Below are 18,695 nucleotides of genomic sequence, written 5' to 3' on the forward strand. Positions count from 1 at the left end.
CGGCCACCGGCCGCCCTTCGTCGTACGGGCGCCGGAGGCGCCGTCAGGGCTCACCGGGCCGGGACTCCCTTGACGACGGTGTCGGCTGGCACGTCCCGGACCACGCAGGCCCCCGCGCCGACGATGGCGCCGGCGCCGACCCGCAGCCCCTGCAACACCACCGCTCCCGCTCCGATCAGCACGCCGTCGCCCAGCCGGCAGTCGCCGGAGACCGCGCCGAGCGGGTTGACCGACACGTGGTCACCCACCTCGCAGTCGTGCGCCACGGCGCTGTTCTGATTGAGGTGCACGTGCCGTCCGAGTGTGACGTTCGTGGTGACCCGGGCCCCGGGAAACGCGATCAGACCCTCGCCGTACGCGGCGTCCGGGCCGACGGTCGCGTCCGGGTGGACCAGTACCGCGGCGGGCAGCCCGTGGCCGGCCACCCGCCGGTCCACCGCCCGCCGGGCGGCCGGGTCCCCGATGCCGAGCGCCAGGTACGTGCCGGCGGGCTGGTCACCGAGACGAGCGGTGCTGCCCAGATAGGGCACCTCCAGCCGCTGCACCCGCTTCAGGTTGGCTTCGCTGGGCCGGTCGTCGACGACGCCGCGGATCCGCCAGACCGGGTCGCCGATGGCGGCGGCGTTGACGGCCCGGATGATGCCCACCACCTCCCGGCCGTGGCCACCGCAGCCGACGATGACGATGTCCAGGCTCACCGGCTGCCCGTCCCCGGAGAGTGGCCGCTGCCGGCGGTGGCGAGGTCGGACGGGCCGAGGTATTCGCGGGCGGTGGCGGCGCCGGGCGCCGTGATGCCCTCGCGGCGCAGCACGATCCGGACCGTGCGGAGCAGGATGCGCAGGTCCAGCGCGAGCGAGCGGTTCCGTACGTAGCGCACGTCGAGCGCGAACCGTTCCTCCCAGCTCAACGCGTTGCGCCCGTAGACCTGCTGGAGGCCGGTGATGCCGGGCCGGACGTCGTGGCGGCGGAACTGCTCCGGCGTGTACCGGGTCAGGTACGCCGGCAGCAGCGGACGCGGCCCGACCAGGCTCATCTCCCCGCGCAGCACGTTCCACAGCTGGGGCAGCTCGTCGAGGCTGGTGGTCCGCAGCCAGCGGCCGAACGGCGTGAGTCGGTCGCCGTCGTTGGCCGGTGCGCTGTCCTCGCCGCTGACGGTCATCGAGCGGAACTTGACCAACTGGAAGAGCTGGCCGCCGCGGCCCGGCCGGGCCTGCCGGAACAGCACCGGCCGGCCCATGGTGACCAGCACCGCCAGCGCCACGGCGGTGAGCACCGGGGCCGCCAGCAGCAGACCGGTGGCGGCCAGGAACACGTCCAGCACGCGCTTGGCGGTGTCGTAGGGGGCAAAGGAGCCCAAGACCGGGTCGTCGGTGACGGTCGCGCCGCCGCGCGCCTTGAGGGGACGGTGGTGGATCTGACCCACGGACGGCGCCTCCGATCAAAGGTGATGAAAGACCACAATGGTTGTATCAAGCCCTATGGCAGTGGATGAGAGGTTTCGCCAATTCTGCGGCGAATCGACCTGGTTGGCCTTTCGCGTTTCGGCGAGCCACCCGGGCAGCCGGTAGAGTCCTGCCGGCCGCGGTACGTCCACACCAGGGAGAACGAGTGCTGCACCTGAGGGTGATCGTCCCGGCGGATCGATCGAACGAGGTCGTCGACCTGCTGTCCGCGGACGCGGGGGTGACCCACCTGGCCGTGCTGCCGGGCGCCGCGCGGCAGCCGGAGGGCGATCTCGTCCTCTGCGACGTGGTACGGGAGAGCGCCGACGGGGTGCTGCACGGGCTGCAACGCATCGGGGTGGACACCACCGGTGGCATCGCCGCCGACGACGTCGAGCTGACCATCTCCGCGGCGGCCGACCGCGCGGCCCAGGAGGCGCCCGGTAGTGGCGCCGACGCGGTGGTCTGGGACGAGATCGCCGCGAAGACCGGCGAGCAGACCGAACTGTCCGGCACCTACCTGGTGCTGATCATCGTGGCGACGATGATCGCCGGCATCGGTGTGCTGCTGGACCAGCCGATCCTCATCGTCGGCGCGATGGTGGTCGGGCCCGAGTTCGGCCCGCTCGCCGCGCTCTGCGTGGCGCTGCTGCGCCGCCGCCTTGGCGTGATCGGCCGGTCGGTGCAGGCCCTGACGGTCGGCTTCCTGGCGGCCATGGTGGCGACCGTGCTGAGCACCTGGGCCCTGACCGCCGCCGGTCTGGTCAGCAAGGAGATGCTGCTCGCCGAGCGGCCGCTCACCGACTTCATCTGGCGACCGGACGCGCTGTCCTGGGTCGTCGGCCTGCTCGCCGGGGTGGCCGGCATGCTCTCGTTGACCTCGAAGAAGTCGGGCAGCCTCGTCGGGGTGCTGATCTCGGTGACAACGGTCCCGGCCGCGGCGAACGTGGCGGTCGCCGCCGCCTACGGAGTGTGGGACGAGGCCGGCGGCTCGGCCCTCCAGTTGGTGATCAACGTGTGCGCGATCGTCCTGGCCGGGCTGCTCACGCTCGTGGTGCAGCAGCTCTGGTGGTGGAACCTGGCTCGTCGGTCCCGTCGTCCAGCCGCCGGTTGAGCAGGGTCCGCAGCGGGATCGACTCGCCGTCGCGGCCGCCCGCCCCCACCACCAGCGGTGGCGGGCTGGGCTGCGGGTCGACGCCGAACAGCCGGGCCCGCAGGCCGCCGGGCACGGTCAGCAGGTGGAACCGCCCGGCCACGTCCACCGCCCGGGTCTCTGCCCGGTCGACGTACCAGCCGGTCAGCCGGGTCCGATAGCGCCCGCGCCCGTCGTAACCCCGGGCGACCAGGCGCGTGGTGAGCAGCCCGCGCCGGGTGGCCTCGGCCACGAACCAGGCCACCAGCTCCGCGGCCTGCGCCTGCTCGGCGGCCCGCCGCCGCGCGTCCGCGTCGGCGTGCGCCCGCACCGCGCGCTGCTGCCGCTCCCGCCACTCGCGGCCGTCGTCCTCACCCACGAGCCGACGGTACGCCCCGACTCAGTCGAGCACGGCCCGCAGGGTCTGCCGGGCGATGTCGGCCATCACCGGGTTGGTGTCGACGTAGTACGGCAGCGCGTTGATCCCCTGAGCCAGGGCCCAGCCGCGCCCCCGCTCCCAGGTGGCGTCGTCCACGCCCAACGCCCGCCGGTACGTCTGGCGCGGCCCGGGGTCCAACAGGTTCCACGCCGGCATCAGATCCACCGCGGGGTCGCCGACCTGGACCAACTCCAGGTCGATGACCGCGGCCAGCCGCCCGTCGCGCACGAGCAGGTTGCCCGGCATCAGGTCGGCGTGGATCCACACGTCGGCCGGGTCGTCCCGGCGCGCGTTCCGGCACCGGTCCCACACCTCGGCGAGCGCGGCGGTGTCGGTGAGTTCGCCACTGACGGCGAGCGCGGCCCGTACGTCGGCATCCTGGTCCGCCAGGGGCCCGCCCCGGCCGAACCCCGGCCACGACCGTCCGCCGGTGTCGATGCCGTGCAGGGCGACCACGACGGCGGCCAGGTCACGGGCGAAGACGTCCGGGTCGTCGATCCGGTCGGGCTGGGCCGTATCCCCGGGAATGAACCGGTACGCCGTCCACCACCCGGGGTACCCGTCACCCGGCGCACCGAGGGCGAGCGGTTCGGGCACCGCGATCGGCAGGTGCGCGGCGAGCAGCACGGCGAGTTCCTGCTCCTGCCGCAGCGCGTCGCGCAGCGCGGGGTCGGCGGAGGGTCGCAGCGGAAACCGCAGCACGAATTCCGTGCCGAGCCGGAACAGGCCGTTCACCGTGCCGGCCGAACGGAGAGGGCGCACCGGCAGCCCTCGCCAGCGCGGAAACTGTTCGGCCACCAGCGCGGCAACCACGTCCGCGCTCACGTCCACCTGGTCGGCATGCATTCGCACCGCGAGATCATCACCCAGAACCCCGCCGACACGCGAATCGTTTACCGTCCGCTCGCTTGCCGCCTGCCTCGCCGCCTGCCGCTGGCTGGCACGGTCACGGATCGCCGCGCTCGGCACCCGACCTTCGAACGCCCCCTGTCGAGCTGCCCCAGATCTGGGGCGGGCTCGCCTGGAATGGCCGACAACTCCAGATCTTGGACACTTTCCGTCCGCGCCGAACGGAAACTGTCCAAGATCTGCACGGAAACCGGGAGCCGCAGGCGCCCAGCCGGGCCGTGGCCCGGGGCGGGCGGTTGGAGGCATGGGACACCTCGCCCGCCCCTTCGGTGGGGCAGCTCGCCTGCCCCCCGGTGGGAAAGCCCGCCCGCCCCTTCGGTGGGGCAGCTCGCGCGCCGCGGGTGGGGCAACTCGCGCGCCCCTCCGGTGGGAAAGCCCGCTCGCCCCACACGTGGGGCAGCTCGACAGGGCCTGCGGATGGCCCGGCGAGTCGGTCACCGCGCGACCGGGCCCGGGAGGCGCCGAGGATGACCGCCCCTGCGGGGCATCCCCGGCGCTTCCTCGCGCTGGCTGACGGATCAGGCCAATCCTGCGCGGCGCAGAGCCTCCGCCATCGCGTCGTTCGCCGGCGCCGGCGCGCCCTGCCGCTGCTGCCCGCCCCGTGCGCCCTGGCTGCCGCGACCGCCGGACCCGCCCTGGCCGCCGCGACCGCCGGACCCGCCGCGACCGCCGGAACCGCCCTGGCCGCCACCGGACCCGCCGCGACCGTCCTGTCCGCCGCGTCCTCCCTGCGGTCCTCCCTGCGGTCCGCGCTGCGCCGGGCCGCCGCGGCCCTCCTGACTCGTCCGACCACCGCCACCGGTGGCGGCGGGCTCGTCGTCCAGGCGCAGGGTCAGCGAGATCCGCTTACGCGGTACGTCCACGTCGAGCACCCTGACCTTGACCACGTCGCCGGACTTCACCACCTCGCGGGGGTCCTTCACGAAGGTCCGGGACATCGCCGACACGTGCACCAGACCGTCCTGGTGGACCCCGACGTCAACGAACGCGCCGAAGGCAGCCACGTTGGTGACCACACCCTCCAGCACCATGCCCGGCGTCAGGTCACCGATCTTCTCCACCCCCTCGACGAAGGTGGCGGTGCGGAACTCCGGTCGCGGGTCGCGCCCCGGCTTCTCCAACTCGGCGAGGATGTCGGTGACGGTGGGCAGGCCGAACCGGTCGTCGACGAAGTCCGTGGCCCGCAGCCCGCGCAGGATCGCGCTCCGGCCGATCACCGAGCGCAGGTCCTGACCGGTGCTGGCGAGGATGCGCCGTACCACCGGGTACGCCTCGGGGTGCACGCTGGAGGAGTCCAGCGGGTCGTCGCCGTCGGGGATGCGCAGGAAGCCGGCGCACTGCTCGAACGCCTTCGGCCCGAGCCGGGCCACCTTCTTCAGCTCGGTCCGCGAGCGGAACGGCCCGTTGGCGTCCCGGTGCAGCACGATGTTCTCGGCTAGGCCGGCCCCGATCCCGGAGACCCGGGTCAGCAGCGGCGCGGAGGCCGTGTTGACGTCCACCCCGACCGCGTTGACGCAGTCCTCCACGACCGCGTCCAGCGACCGGGACAGCTTCACCTCGGACAGGTCGTGCTGGTACTGGCCGACGCCGATCGACCGTGGGTCGATCTTGACCAGCTCGGCGAGCGGGTCCTGGAGGCGGCGGGCGATGGAGACCGCGCCGCGCAGCGACACGTCCATCCCGGGCAGTTCCTGCGAGGCGTACGCGGACGCGGAGTAGACCGACGCGCCGGCCTCGGAGACCATCACCTTGGTCAGGTTGAGCTGCGGGTGCCGCTTGATCAGGTCGCCGGCCAGCTTGTCGGTCTCCCGCGAGGCGGTGCCGTTGCCGATCGCGACCAGCTCCACTCCGTGCGCCCCGGCCAGCCGGGCCAGGGTCTCGATCGACGCGTCCCACTGTCGACGTGGCTCGTGCGGGTAGATCGTGTCGGTGGCGAGCACCTTGCCGGTGGCGTCCACCACGGCCACCTTCACCCCGGTGCGCAGGCCCGGGTCCAGTCCCATCGTGGGCCGGGTGCCGGCCGGCGCGGCGAGCAGCAGGTCACGCAGGTTGGTGGCGAAGACCCGTACGGCCTCCTCCTCGGCCGCCTGCCACAGCCGCATCCGCAGGTCGGCCCCGAGGTGGATGAGGATCCGGGTACGCCACGCCCAGCGGACCGTGTCGGCCAGCCAGCGGTCGGCCGGGCGGCCGGCGTCGGACACCCCGAACCGGCCGGCGATCACCGCCTCGTACCGGCTCGGGCCCGTCGGCACGGCGTCTGCCTCGCCGGCCTCCTCGGGTTCCATGGTCAGGTCGAGCACGCCCTCCTTCTCGCCCCGGAACATCGCCAGGATCCGGTGCGAGGGCAGCTTCGGGTACGGCTCGGAGAAGTCGAAGTAGTCGGAGAACTTGGCGCCGGCCGTCTCCTGACCCTCGCGTACCCGCGACACCAGACGGCCCCGCGACCACATCTGCTCGCGCAGCGTGCCGATCAGGTCTGCGTCCTCGGCGAAGGTCTCGATGAGGATCGCCCGCGCGCCCTCCAGCGCGGCGGCGGCGTCGGCGACACCCTTGTCCGCGTCGACGAACCCGGCGGCCGTGGCCCGCGGATCCTGGCTCGGGTCGGCCAGCAGCGTCTCGGCCAGCGGCGCCAGCCCGGCCTCACGGGCGATCTGCGCCCGGGTCCGCCGCTTCGGCTTGTACGGCAGGTAGATGTCCTCCAGCCGCGACTTCGAGTCGGCGGCCATGATCTGCGCTTCCAGGGCCTCGTCCAGCTTGCCCTGGCCGCGGATCGACTCCAGCACGGCGGCCCGCCGCTCGTCCAGCTCCCGCAGGTAGCGCAGCCGCTCCTCCAGGGTGCGCAGCTGGGTGTCGTCGAGCAGGCCGGTGGCCTCCTTGCGGTAGCGGGCGATGAACGGCACGGTGGCGCCGCCGTCGAGCAGCTCCACGGCCGCCCGCACCTGACGCTCGGCCACGCCGAGCTCGTCGGCGATCCGCTGATGAACAGACTGGGTCACGATCTCGATCCGCCTTCGGGAGTGGGTACCGCCTGCATTGTGCCGGGCGTCCCCGGCCGCTGTCGCCGCGCCCGGCCGGTCGCACCGTCTCGCCCACCGCGCCCGTCCGGGTTGATCCGCCGACAGCCCCCGTCGGGCCTGCGCTAGCGTGGCGATCATGGAATCACCTGCGGAGCCGCGCGCCCGGCGGCTCTTCGGCGGCAGCGCCCGGGCCCTCGGCGACCTCACTGCCAACCCGTTCCGCGCCGACCGGGACCGGATCGTCGGCTCGCCGTTCTTCGCCCGGCTCGGAGGGGTCACCCAGGTGATCAGCCCGGTCGGTTCCGGGTTGCTGGTGCACAACCGGCTCACGCACAGCCTGAAGGTCGCCCAGGTGGCCCGGGCGATCGCCGAGCGCCTGACGGCCGACGACCGGTGGCGCGGCCTGCTGGACAAGCTCGGCGGCTGCGACCCCGACGTGGTGGAGGCCGCGGCGCTCGCCCACGACCTCGGCCACCCACCGTTCGGGCACCTGGGGGAGCGGGTGCTCGACCGGCTTGCCCGCCAGCGCCTCGGCCTCGCCGACGGTTTCGAGGGCAACGCCCAGTCGTACCGGATCGTCACGAGCACCGAGATCCGGGGCGCGGCCACCACCGGGCTGGACCTGACCGCCGCGGTCCGCGCGGCGATGCTGAAGTACCCGTGGACGCGGCTGGACTACCCCGACCCGCACCCGCGCCTGCTGGACCCGCCGCCCCGCGGTGCCACCCCGCCGCCGGACGACCCGGAGAGCGGCTCGTTGAAGTTCGGGGCGTACCGGACCGAGCTGGACGACCTGCGGCAGGCCCGGGAGCCGTTCGCCGGCCGCATCCCGGACTGGCAGCAGACCGTGGAGGCGTCTGTCATGGACACCGCCGACGACATCGCGTACGCCATCCACGACGTGGAGGACTTCTACCGGGTCGGTGTGCTCCAGCAGGGTGCGGTCTCGGCCGAGCTGATGGCGTGGCAGCGCGAGAGCGGGCACTTCCGGGCGATCACCGACGCGGCGCTGGCCACGGCCTCCCGGCGGCCCGGCGCCGCCATCGAACGCCTGCGCCGCCAACTGCACCGCAAGGACGCCTGGATCGCCGACGACGACGCGTTCGCCGCCGCCGTCGAGCACGTCCGCGAGGAGCTGGTGGAAGGGCTGCTGGCGATGCCGTTCGACGGCTCGATCGAGGCGGAGCAGTACGTGTCGCGGTTCTCCGCCCGCTGGTCCACCCGTTTCGTCGAGGCGATCACGGTGACCGACCAGCCGTCGGTGCGCTCCGGGTACGTGCTGCTCGGCTGCGCGCAGTGGCACGAGGTGCAGGTGCTCAAGTTCGTCCACCACCGGTTCGTGCTGGCCCGCCCCGACCTGGCCCTGCACCAGCGTGGTCAGGCCCGGCTGCTGGGCACCCTGGTCGAGGCGCTGTGGGAGTGGCTGCTCGACCCGGAGGAGGAGTCCCGGCTGCCCCGCCGGCTGCACGACCTGGTCGAGCTGGCCGAGGCGGAGCTGCACCCGCGTACGCCGCACCGGATCGGCCGCGCCCGGGGCCGCGCCATCGTGGACTTCGTCGCGCAGCTCACCGACGGCCAGGCGGTCGCGATGCTGGACGCGCTCTCCGGCCGCTCCGGCGCGCTCTGGACCGACGCCTTCGTGCTCTGACCCGAGGCCATCGTGCTCTGACCCGACCGTCGGGCCGGGTCAGAGCCGCCTGAGGACGTCAGGCGACGGACTGCCACCACCCGTCGACGGCGGGCGGGTCGTCGACGACCACCCGCTCGCCGGGGCGGGGCACGGCCAGTCGTACGTCGCGGGCCTTGGCCTCGGCCCACAGCCGGTTCACCGGCTCGGACCAGTCGTGCAGGGCCAGGTTGAACGTCGCCCAGTGCACCGGGATGAACAGCCCGCCGCGCAGGTCCAGGTGGGCGTCGACCGCCTCCTCCGGGAACATGTGGATGGTCGGCCACGCCCGGTCGTACGCGCCGATCTGCATCAGCGTCACGTCGAACGGCCCGTGTTCCGCGCCGATCGCCGCGTACCCGGCGAAGTAGCCGGAGTCGCCGGTGTAGAAGACCTTTCGTCGGGCCCCGGCGACCACCCAGGAACTCCAGAGGGTGCCGTCGCGACGCAGCCCTCGGCCGGAGAAGTGTTGGGCGGCGGTGGCGGTGATCTCCAACCCGTCGACCCGGTGCGACTCGGACCAGTCCAACTCGATGATCCGCTCGGCGGGCACACCCCACCGGTCCAGGTGGGCGCCCACCCCGAGCGGCACCACGAACGGTGCCGACTGCCCGGCCACCAGCGCCCGCACGGTGGCCATGTCCAGGTGGTCGTAGTGGTCGTGGGAGATCAGGATGGCGTCCAGCGGGGGAAGCTCGTCCAGGCGTACCGGCGGCTCGTGCAGTCGGCGCGGCCCGACCAGCCCGGACGGCGAGCAGCGGTCACTCCACACCGGGTCGAGCAGGACCCGCCGACCCTCGATCTCGATGAGCGCCGAGGCGTGGCCGTACCAGACGATGTTCAGCTCGTCGGCGATGTCGGCGATGTCGGCGGCCGGCGACGCGCTGGGGCGCAACAGCGGCACGGGCGCGGTGGGTCGCCGCTTCTGCTTGCCGAAGATCAGCTCTCGGAGCAGGTTGCGACCCGGCTCGGCGACCATCGTGCGGGTGTCGGCCTGGTTGTGGAAGGTCCCGTCGCGAAACTGTGGCGAGCGGGCCGCCCGTTCGGCGCGGGCGCCGGCGAGCCGGCCGCCGAGCGCCGCGGGCACATCCCGGGCCACCCAGGCCAGGCCGGCGAGCGCGGCCAGCCCTGCCGTTCCCCGCATCCGTCGCCCGAGTGACCGTTGCCCGTTCGTGCGTTCCGCTGGCCCCATCGCCGTCCCTCCGCCGTGTCCCGCACTACACGGTAGTTCCCCCGGGCGGTTCCCGCCCCGGCGGTCGCCCGCACCGGGTCGGTCGTCACCCGACGACCGACCCGGCAGCGGGATCAGCCGCCGTTGCTGGGTCGGCGGGCGGTCGTCCGGTACGCCGTGCCGGTGCCGCCGAGACGGTCCACCGCCGCCAGGAACTTCGGACCCATGGCGGCCCGGGCCTGCACCGCCGGGTGGGTCGCACCGAAGTTGTCCGGGTCGGCCTGCCCGTCGGCGAAGAGCGCGTAGGTCAGCACCGCCGCGCCGGACCGGTCGAAGATCACCCCGGCCTCGTGCCGGGCGTCGGCGAACCAGCCCGCCTTGGTGGCGATCCGGGCCCGCTCGTCCGACGACATGGTGCGCCGGATGCCGTCCGTGAAGGCCACCGGGGAGCGCAGCAACCCGAGCAGGTGCGCCGTCGAGGCCGGCGACAGCAGCGTGCCGGCGACCAGGGCGCGCAGCAGGTCGTGGGTCTCCCGGGGCGTGCTGGTGCCGAGGAAGAAGCGGTTCGGGTTGGCCACCGGCTCGACCTGGGTGTTCGGGAAACCCTTGCCGACCAGTATCGAGTTGATCTCGGCGGCAGGGGCGACCAGCCCGCACAGCCGCACCGCCGTGTCGTCGGAGACGGTCAGCAGGTTGGCCAGCACGTGCCCGATGGTCACGCTGCTGGGGTACGCGCCGTCCAGGCTGAAGATGCCATCGCCACCCGGCACCACGATCGAGGCGGCCACCTCGACCCGCTGGTCCAGCGCCAGCAGCCCGCGGTCCACCTTGTCCAACACCGCCGTGGCCACCGCGATCTTGTTGACGCTGTACGCCTCGATCCGCCGGTCCGCGTCCGTCGTCACCGCGACGACCGGCGGGCCCGCCGGGTCGGCCACACTGACGTACGCCTGCCAGTTGCCACCGGCCTCTGTGCTGTACCGGGTGAAGGCGGCGGCGACCCGGTTGGCAGCCCGGGCAGGGGTGGTCGGCGCCGCCTCGGTGCTCTCAGCGGCGCTGGCCGGAGCGGCCGCGCCGAGCACCGTACCGGCAGTGGCCACTGTGCCCAGTCCGAGTGCCGTCCTGCGGTTCAGTCGGAGGGTCAATCGTCTCTCCCATCGTGGGGCGCCGGAGCGCTTGCCGGCCCACCACCCTAGGCGAGTTGATCGACGCACGATGCCCCCAGAGAAGTCCCGAACGATCCCGGACAGGTCAGCCGTGCCGTCGCCGCAGCACGGCGCCGACCGCGTCGGCGGCCGCCCCGCGGAGCCGCGCGGCCGGCCCGCGAAGCTGCACGGCCGGGCCGGACATGGCGCGGGCGAACCGCCGCAGGTCCGGCAGGTGGCCGCCGCGGACCGACTCGCCGGCCGGATTCGGGGCGAAGACCGTGCCGTCGTGCGCCGGGACCTGCCGCCCGCTCAGGCCGGCCAGCCGCATCAACGGCCCGACCAGCACGTCGTAGACGCCCGGCAGCACCGTGAAACCGGCCCGCAGCACCACATTCAGCCGGCCCACCGACACCTCCCGACGGGGGCGGTCGACACAGTCGACGATGGCCCGGGCCACCCGCTGCGGCCCGGCGACCGGCGGTGGGGGCCGGCCGACCCGACCGAGGTAGTTGGCCGCCTGCTGGTACACCGGCGTGTCCACACTGCCCGGGTTGACCAGGCACAGCCGAATCTCCGGGCTGTCGCGCAGCTCCTGCTGGATCGTCCGGGCCAACCCCTGCAACCCCCACTTGCTGGTCACGTAGGCGCTCATGTAAGGCGCGGTGATGTGCCCGAGCACCGACCCGGTGAGGATCAGGGTGCCGGCGCCGGTGGCCCGGAAGTGCCGCAGCGCGACCCGGGCCGCACCCGCGGCGGCCAGCAGGTCGGTCCGCACCACCTGCTCGAACACCCGCTCCGGCAACTCGTCAAAGCGCCCGTACGCCATCACCGCCGCAGTGTGCACCCACACGTCGATGCGGCCGAACCGCTCAATCGCCGCATCCGCCAGCGCCTCCAGCGCGCCCGCCTCGGTGACATCCGTCGGTACGGTCAGGACCTCGACGTCCGCGCACTCCTCGCGTACCTCGGCAAGGGTCTGCGGCGCGCGGGCCGCGAGCACCAGGCGGTCGCCGCGCTCGGCGAACGCCCGGGCCGTCGCCCGGCCGATCCCGCTGGTCGCGCCCGCGACCACCACCACCCGGCTCATGGTGCGAGCACGACCTTGATGCAGCCGTCCTCCTTCTTCTGAAACATGTCGTACGCCCGCGGCGCCTCGCTCAGCGGCAGCCGGTGGGTGCGCAGGTCCTCCACGCCCAGGGGGTCGTCGTCGCCGGAGAGCAGCGGCAGGATCTCGTCGGTCCACCGGCGCACATGGCACTGCCCCATGCGCAACTGGATGCCCCGGTCGAACATCTCCATCATCGGCATCGGGTCGGCCTCGCCGCCGTAGACGCCGGAGAGCGACACGGTGCCGCCGCGACGGACCGCCTTCACGGCGGCGTGCAGGACGGCGAGCCGGTCCGTGCCGACCCGGTCGGTCATCGTCTGGGCGAGCTTGTCCGGCAGCAGCCCGACGGCAGCGTGGGCCAGCTTGCCGACCGGCGAACCGTGCGCCTCCATGCCGACCGCGTCGATGACGGCGTCCGGCCCGCGCCCGTCGACCAGATCGATCAGCGCGCCCGGCACGTCGGACAACTCGCGGACGTCGAGCACCTCGATGCCGTGCCGGCGAGCCAGCTCCAACCGCTCGGGCACCAGGTCCAGCCCGATGACCCGGCCGGCGCCGAGGTGACGGCCGATCCGGGCGCAGAACTGGCCGACCGGTCCCAGCCCGAAAACGGCAAGCGTGCCGCCCGGTGGCGTGTCCGCGTACTTCACCGCCTGCCAGGCCGTGGGCAGGATGTCGGAGAGGTAGAGGTACCGCTCGTCGGCGCCGCTCTGCGGGATGACGATCGGTCCGAAGTGGGCCTGCGGTACGCGCAGGTACTCGGCCTGCCCGCCGGGCACCGAACCGTAGAGCGAGGTGTAGCCGAACAGCGCCGCGCCCTTGCCCTCGCTGGTCACCTGGGTCGTCTCACACTGGGCGTAGAGCTGGCGGCGGCACATCCAGCAACTGCCGCACGAGATGTTGAACGGCACCACCACCCGGTCGCCGGGCTTGAGCCCGGTCACCTCCGACCCGACCTCCTCGACGATGCCCATCGGCTCGTGACCCAGGACGTCGCCGGGCTTCAGGTACGGCCCCAGCACCTCGTACAGGTGCAGATCCGAGCCGCAGATCGCCGTAGACGTGATCTTGACGATGGCATCGGTCGGCTCCTCGATCCGGGGATCGGGCACCTCCTCGACCCGTACGTCCCGCTTGCCGTGCCAGGTCAACGCCTTCATGTCCGGCTGCCCTCCCTCGGTCCTGTCTGACTGCTACCCGGGGGTGGGCGGTTGAACCGGCTGCGACCGGTGGGCGTGTCGGTGCGTTCAGCTGGCGGTTTGGCGGGCTTGCTGGCTTGCCTGGTTCGGCGGGCTTGCTGGTGGTTGCGGTTGGGGCTGGGGGCGACCGTGCCCGGCTCCGGGCGGTCAGGCTTGATCCCTGCGCCGGGCACGGTCGCCCCCAGCCCGCGCTGGTCGCCGTCCGTGCATTCGCTGCTGGCGTCGTTCGTGGTCTGGGCTGGGTCGTGCGCGCGTTCGGGCTGGCGCGGCCGTTCGTGGTTCGTGTTGGGTTGCAGTCCGTGCGTTCGACGTTGGCGTGGCCGTTCGTGGTCGGGGCTGGGCGGCGTCGGTGTGGTCGTCGCTGGGCGCGGTGGTCTCTGGCCCGTGCGGGGTGGCCGCAATGTGCTCCTGCCTTGATGGGGAGGCGGTCGCCCCTCCTTGATCGACTCAGGTTCCAGGAAGTCGGGGTGTCGTGGGCGCCGGGACAGGCCGGCTTCCTGGAACCCGAGTTGATCTGGTCGTGCTGCCCGTTCACCGCCTCCGAAAGCGGCGAGAGTCGCTAGCATTCACCCTTTTTGTCCACCGTGCTGGACCGAGGCGGCATGTACGCCGAGGGTGCGGCGGCATGATCGACTCCGTTACGCCGATGCGGCGGCATTCGAGCCCTCGGACACCGCCGTATCGGCGATATGGAGTGGATCATCCGCTCGGGCCCGGCCGCCGGGCCGGGGCGCCGGGCCGGGCCCGGGGCGAACCCGGGGCGGGGCCAGGATCGAGCCAGGTCGGGTCGGCTGCGTGGAGCCGTGGCCGGTCTCCGGCTCTGCAGCGCAAGCGAACGTCCGGCACGGGCGCCAAGCCCTGCCGCGCTTGCTGCCAACCGGTGCCCGGAGCAATGGGCCGGAGCAGGCCCTGGGGTAGGGGGCGGAGTCGGACTGGGGTGGTCGCTGCGTTCGGCGGGTGCCCCCCGAACGCCTGACCGCCGTGCCCCGAGGGTCGGGAGCACGGCGGTCAGGAGTGGCCAGAATGGGCCGGGGTGGCCGGGGCGGCGGGTCAGGAGCCGGGGGTGTTGCCGGCGCCCTTCGTGGTGGCCGCGAGGTAGTCGCGGTTGAGCCGGCCGATGGTGTTCAGCGGGATGCCCTTCGGGCAGGCCACCGTGCACTCGCCGGCGTTGGTGCAGCCGCCGAAACCGGCCTCGTCGTGCGCGTCGACCATGCCGATCACCCGGGTATAGCGCTCCGGCTGGCCCTGCGGCAGCAGCGAGAGCTGGGTGAGCTTGGCGGCGGTGAAGAGCATGCCGGAGCCGTTCGGGCAGGCCGCCACGCACGCGCCGCAGCCGATGCAGGCCGCCGACTCGAAGGCTGCGTCCGCGTTGGCCTTGGCGACCGGGGTGGAGTGCGCCTCGGGCGCGCTGCCGGTCGGCGCGGTGATGTAGCCACCGGCAGCGATGATGTCGTCGAAGGCGCTCCGGTTGACCACCAGGTCCTTGATGACCGGGAAGGCGCTGGCCCGCCACGGCTCGATGTCGATCGTCTCGCCGTCGGTGAACTGCCGCATGTGCAGCTGGCAGGCGGTGGTGCCGCGCTGCGGCCCGTGCGCGTCACCATTGATCATCAGGCCGCACATGCCGCAGATGCCTTCGCGGCAGTCGTGGTCGAACGCCACCGGGTCCTCGCCGTCGAGGATCAGCCGCTCGTTGAGTACGTCGAGCATCTCCAGGAACGACATGTCCGGGGACACGTCGTTGACCGGGTAGGTCACCATCCGACCCTTGTCCTCAGGGCCCTTCTGGCGCCAGATGCGCAGGGTCAGGTTCACTTGTAGCTCCGCTGCGTGGGGTGGACGTATTCGAACTTCAGGTCTTCCTTGTGCAGGACCGAGGGCTCACCGGTGGCGGTGAACTCCCAGGCCGCCACGTACGCGAACCGGTCGTCGTCGCGCTGCGCCTCACCGTCGGGGGTCTGGTGCTCGGCCCGGAAGTGCCCTCCGCAGGACTCCTCGCGGTGCAGGGCGTCGATGCACATCAGCTCGGCCAGCTCGAAGAAGTCGGCCACCCGGCCGGCCTTCTCCAGCGACTGGTTCAGCTCCTCGCCCGTGCCGGACACCTTGACCCGCTGCCAGAACGCGTCGCGCAGGTCGCGGATCTCGCCGATCGCCTTGCGCAGCCCGGCCTCACTGCGCTCCATGCCGCAGTGCTCCCACATGATCTGGCCCAGCTCACGGTGGAAGGAGTCCACGGTCCGGTCCCCGTTGACCGCCAGCAGCCGCTGGATCCGGTCCTCGACGTCGGTACGCGCCTCGACCGCCGCCGGGTGGCTGGCGTCGACCTTCTCCAGCGGGCCCGAGGCCAGGTAGTTGGCGATCGTGGTGGGCAGCACGAAGTAGCCGTCGGCCAGGCCCTGCATCAGCGCCGAGGCGCCGAGGCGGTTCGCGCCGTGGTCGGAGAAGTTCGCCTCGCCGATCACGAACAGGCCCGGGATGCTCGACTGGAGGTCGTAGTCGACCCACAGGCCGCCCATCGTGTAGTGCACGGCGGGGTAGATCCGCATCGGCACCTCGTACGGGTCCTCGCCGGTGATCCGCTCGTACATCTCGAAGAGGTTGCCGTACTTGGCCTCGATGGCCTTGCGGCCCAGCCGGCCGATCGCGTCGGCGAAGTCGAGGTAGACGCCGAGCTTGGTCGGCCCCACGCCCCGACCTTCGTCGCACACGTTCTTCGCGGCGCGGGAGGCGATGTCGCGGGGGACCAGGTTGCCGAAGGAGGGGTAGATCCGCTCCAGGTAGTAGTCCCGCTCGTCCTCCGGAATGTCGCGCGGGTTGCGGTCGTCGCCCTTGGTCTTCGGCACCCAGACCCGGCCGTCGTTGCGCAGCGACTCGCTCATCAGCGTCAGCTTCGACTGGTGGTCGCCGGAGACGGGGATGCAGGTCGGGTGGATCTGCGTGTAGCAGGGGTTGGCGAAGTACGCGCCCTTGCGGTGTGCCCGCCAGGTGGCGGTGACGTTGCAGCCCTTGGCGTTGGTGGAGAGGTAGAAGACGTTGCCGTAGCCGCCGGAGGCGAGCACGACCGCGTCGGCCATCTCGGTGCTGATCTCGCCGGTGACCAGGTCGCGGACGACGATGCCGCGGGCCTTGCCGTCGACGATGACCAGCTCCAGCATCTCGTGCCGGGCGTTCATCTCGACGTTGCCCAGGCCGATTTGCCGCTCCAGGGCCTGGTACGCGCCGAGCAGCAGCTGCTGGCCCGTCTGACCCCGGGCGTAGAAGGTGCGCTGCACCTGGGCGCCACCGAACGAGCGGGTGTCCAGCAGGCCGCCGTACTCGCGGGCGAACGGCACGCCCTGGGCGACGCACTGGTCGATGATGTTGACCGACACCTCGGCGAGGCGGTGCACGTTCGACTCCCGGGAGCGGAAGTCGCCGCCCTTGACGGTGTCGTAGAACAGCCGGTGCACCGAGTCGCCGTCGTTGCGGTAGTTCTTCGCGGCGTTGATGCCGCCCTGCGCGGCGATCGAGTGCGCCCGGCGCGGGCTGTCCTGGTAGCAGTAGGACTTCACGTGGTAGCCCTGCTCGGCCAGCGTCGCCGCGGCCGAACCGCCGGCCAGGCCGGTGCCGACCACGATCACGGTCATCTTGCGGCGGTTGGCCGGGTTGACCAGCTTGGCCTCGAAGCGCCGGGTCTCCCAGCGCTTCTCGATCGGGCCGGCGGGAGCCTTCGTGTCGGCGATCGGGTCGCCCTCGGTGAAGAGTTCCATGTCAGGACACCAATCCGGTGAGAACGGCGAACGGGACCACCAGGTATCCGGCGCAGAGCACCACGGCGAAGACGAGCGCGGCATTGCGCGCCCGACGCTCGCCCCGGGGCGTCTGCTGGCCGAGGCTGCGGAACGCGCTGAACGCGCCGTGGCGCAGGTGGAAGCCGAGCGTGACGATCGCCAGGGTGTAGAAGAGCGTGACGTACCAGCGCTCCGGCGCGAAGTCGGCGACCACGTTGCCGTAGGGCTTGCCCTCGTTCCCGACCGGGTTGAGCGTGCCGGTGGTCAGGTCCAGGAGGTGGTAGATCACGAACAGCAGGATGATCACGCCACCCCAGCGCATGGTGCGGGCCGCGTAGCTGCCCCGGACCTTCTTGCGGTGGGCGTACTTGACCGGGCGGGCGGCGCGGGCGCGCAACGCCAGCACGGTGGCGGCCCAGATGTGGGCGACGACGGCCACCACGAGGACGGTGCGCAGGATCCACAGGAACCAGACACCGGGCAGCAGCGGCTTGCCGATGTCACGCAGCCAGTGCGCGTAGTGGTCGAACGAGGTCTCCCCCGTGAACACCTTCAGGTTCCCGAGCATGTGCGCGATCAGGAACAGCACCAGCAGGATGCCCGTCACCGCCATGACGGCCTTGAGGCCGACGTTCGAGCGAATGGGCGACCGAGTTTTCGTCATTACCACGGGACCGACGCTAGGAGCACTTCGATCAGTCGTCCAATGCATCAAACTCGTAGTGTTAATAGCCTTAGGCTATGTAGATGCAGCTCCATCAGCTCCGGTACTTCGTTGCGGTGGCCGAAGTACGACATTTCACCCAAGCCGCCGACATCGTCGGCATCACTCAGCCTTCTCTCAGTAAGCAAATTCACGCTCTGGAGACCGACCTCGGGGCACCGCTGTTCGAGCGGGTAAGGGGCAACATCGCGCTCACCGCGGCGGGCGAGGTGCTGCTGCCGCTGGCGACCCGGATCCTCGCCGACGTGGAGACCGCGACCCGGGAGGTGCAGGAGCTGGTCGGGCTCCGGCGGGGTCGCGTCCGGCTCGGCGCGACCCCGAGCCTCGCCACCTCGCTCGCCCCGCCGGTGCTGCGCCGGTTCCGCGACGCGCATCCCACCGTCGACCTGCGCGTCGAGGAGGGTGGCTCGCAGGATCTCGTCCGGAACCTGCTCCGCGGTGACCTCGACCTGGCCCTGATCATCATGCCGGCCCAGGGCGCGGACCCGGGCCTGCGGGTCGACCCGATCCTGCGGGAGAGCCTGGTGGTGGCCTCGTTGGGGGAGGTGCCCACCGCGTCGCCGACCGGCGAGCTGCGCATCACCGACCTGCGCGACCAGCCGATGGTGATGTTCCGGGAGGGCTACGACCTGCGCGACGCCACCATCCAGGCGTGTCGCGAGGCGGGCTTCGAACCGAGCTTCGCGGTGGACGGCGGTGAGATGGACGCGGTGCTCAGCTTCGTCGAGGCGGGGCTGGGCATCGCGCTGGTGCCGGGCATCGTGCTGGCCCGCCGCCCCGGGGTGCGGATCACGCCCCTCGCTCCGCCCGGGGTGCGGCGGACCATCGCGGTGGCCCGCCGCCGCGACATCGTGCCGACCCACGCGGGTCGGGAACTGCGGCGGATCCTGCTCGACTACATCCAGTCGGCGATCGACCGGGGCGAGCTGCCGCCCGGTGTCGAGCCCCTGACGTGACCGGCCCGACCGGG

The 18,695-nt window shown here is 72.4% G+C and carries 15 protein-coding genes; 3 read left to right on the top strand and 12 right to left on the bottom strand.

Translation table 11 applies throughout. The features are described 5' to 3' along the window. Positions 1–50: 50 nt before the first annotated feature. Together ACGGAQ_RS08905 and ACGGAQ_RS08910 are read right to left on the bottom strand one after the other, a co-directional pair. A complete protein-coding gene (locus ACGGAQ_RS08905; protein ID WP_393046115.1) occupies positions 51–698 on the bottom strand; it encodes a NeuD/PglB/VioB family sugar acetyltransferase in 648 nt (215 codons plus the stop codon). Then, positions 695–1,357: a sugar transferase gene (locus ACGGAQ_RS08910; RefSeq protein WP_393046805.1), complete on the bottom strand. Its 663-nt coding sequence runs from the start codon at positions 1,355–1,357 to the stop codon at positions 695–697. Before ACGGAQ_RS08910 ends, ACGGAQ_RS08905 begins: the two co-directional genes overlap by 4 nt. Positions 1,358–1,608: 251 nt before the next feature. On the opposite strand from ACGGAQ_RS08910, the gene ACGGAQ_RS08915 reads away from it, so the two are divergent. Further along, a complete protein-coding gene (locus ACGGAQ_RS08915) occupies positions 1,609–2,556 on the top strand; it encodes a DUF389 domain-containing protein (protein WP_393046118.1) in 948 nt (315 codons plus the stop codon). Here ACGGAQ_RS08915 and ACGGAQ_RS08920 read toward each other — a convergent pair. The 3 genes from ACGGAQ_RS08920 to ACGGAQ_RS08930 all read right to left on the bottom strand — a co-directional run bounded on the left by ACGGAQ_RS08920 (position 2,486) and on the right by ACGGAQ_RS08930 (position 6,918). After that, entirely contained in the window at positions 2,486–2,953 is a 468-nt protein-coding gene (locus ACGGAQ_RS08920) for a hypothetical protein (RefSeq protein ID WP_393046120.1), read from the bottom strand. The two genes, ACGGAQ_RS08915 and ACGGAQ_RS08920, sit on opposite strands and share 71 nt — an antisense overlap. Positions 2,954–2,974: 21 nt before the next feature. Next, on the bottom strand, positions 2,975–3,859 hold the full coding sequence (locus ACGGAQ_RS08925; protein ID WP_393046808.1) for an aminoglycoside phosphotransferase family protein: 885 nt from the start codon (positions 3,857–3,859) through the stop codon (positions 2,975–2,977). 581 nt (positions 3,860–4,440) lie between these two features. After that, entirely contained in the window at positions 4,441–6,918 is a 2,478-nt protein-coding gene (locus ACGGAQ_RS08930) for a Tex family protein (protein ID WP_393046123.1), read from the bottom strand. A 157-nt stretch (positions 6,919–7,075) separates the two neighbouring features. Here ACGGAQ_RS08930 and ACGGAQ_RS08935 point away from each other — a divergent pair, with 157 nt between their 5' ends. Continuing rightward, positions 7,076–8,587 carry a deoxyguanosinetriphosphate triphosphohydrolase family protein gene (locus tag ACGGAQ_RS08935; protein ID WP_393046126.1) on the top strand — a complete coding sequence of 504 codons (1,512 nt, stop codon included), beginning with the start codon at positions 7,076–7,078 and terminating at the stop codon, positions 8,585–8,587. A 58-nt stretch (positions 8,588–8,645) separates the two neighbouring features. Here ACGGAQ_RS08935 and ACGGAQ_RS08940 read toward each other — a convergent pair whose 3' ends face one another. The 7 genes from ACGGAQ_RS08940 to ACGGAQ_RS08970 form a co-directional block, all read right to left on the bottom strand. Then, on the bottom strand, positions 8,646–9,797 hold the full coding sequence (locus tag ACGGAQ_RS08940) for an MBL fold metallo-hydrolase (RefSeq protein ID WP_393046129.1): 1,152 nt from the start codon (positions 9,795–9,797) through the stop codon (positions 8,646–8,648). Between the two features lie 113 nt (positions 9,798–9,910). Then, positions 9,911–10,921, bottom strand: coding sequence for a serine hydrolase (locus ACGGAQ_RS08945; RefSeq protein WP_393046132.1), 1,011 nt, complete (start codon positions 10,919–10,921; stop codon positions 9,911–9,913). Between the two features lie 106 nt (positions 10,922–11,027). After that, positions 11,028–12,011, bottom strand: a complete 984-nt coding sequence (locus ACGGAQ_RS08950) for an SDR family NAD(P)-dependent oxidoreductase (RefSeq protein WP_393046135.1) — start codon at positions 12,009–12,011, stop codon at positions 11,028–11,030. Continuing rightward, the gene (locus ACGGAQ_RS08955; RefSeq protein WP_393046138.1) at positions 12,008–13,192 is read right to left on the bottom strand and encodes a zinc-dependent alcohol dehydrogenase; all 1,185 of its coding nucleotides are present in this window, start codon (positions 13,190–13,192) and stop codon (positions 12,008–12,010) included. Before ACGGAQ_RS08955 ends, ACGGAQ_RS08950 begins: the two co-directional genes overlap by 4 nt. A gap of 1,089 nt (positions 13,193–14,281) precedes the next feature. Next, positions 14,282–15,046 carry a succinate dehydrogenase/fumarate reductase iron-sulfur subunit gene (locus ACGGAQ_RS08960; RefSeq protein ID WP_393046141.1) on the bottom strand — a complete coding sequence of 255 codons (765 nt, stop codon included), beginning with the start codon at positions 15,044–15,046 and terminating at the stop codon, positions 14,282–14,284. Next, on the bottom strand, positions 15,043–16,980 hold the full coding sequence (locus tag ACGGAQ_RS08965) for a fumarate reductase/succinate dehydrogenase flavoprotein subunit (RefSeq protein ID WP_393046143.1): 1,938 nt from the start codon (positions 16,978–16,980) through the stop codon (positions 15,043–15,045). The genes ACGGAQ_RS08960 and ACGGAQ_RS08965 overlap by 4 nt, the downstream gene beginning before the upstream one ends. Position 16,981: 1 nt before the next feature. After that, complete coding sequence (locus ACGGAQ_RS08970; RefSeq protein ID WP_354858344.1) at positions 16,982–17,665, bottom strand: succinate dehydrogenase cytochrome b subunit; 684 nt, start codon at positions 17,663–17,665, stop codon at positions 16,982–16,984. An 83-nt stretch (positions 17,666–17,748) separates the two neighbouring features. Here ACGGAQ_RS08970 and ACGGAQ_RS08975 point away from each other — a divergent pair, with 83 nt between their 5' ends. Further along, positions 17,749–18,681, top strand: a complete 933-nt coding sequence (locus ACGGAQ_RS08975) for a LysR family transcriptional regulator (protein WP_393046147.1) — start codon at positions 17,749–17,751, stop codon at positions 18,679–18,681. The last annotated feature ends 14 nt before the right edge of the window (positions 18,682–18,695 follow it).

Origin of the sequence: Micromonospora sp. NPDC047557, assembly GCF_043205095.1 — a bacterium.
Lineage (GTDB): Bacteria > Actinomycetota > Actinomycetes > Mycobacteriales > Micromonosporaceae > Micromonospora.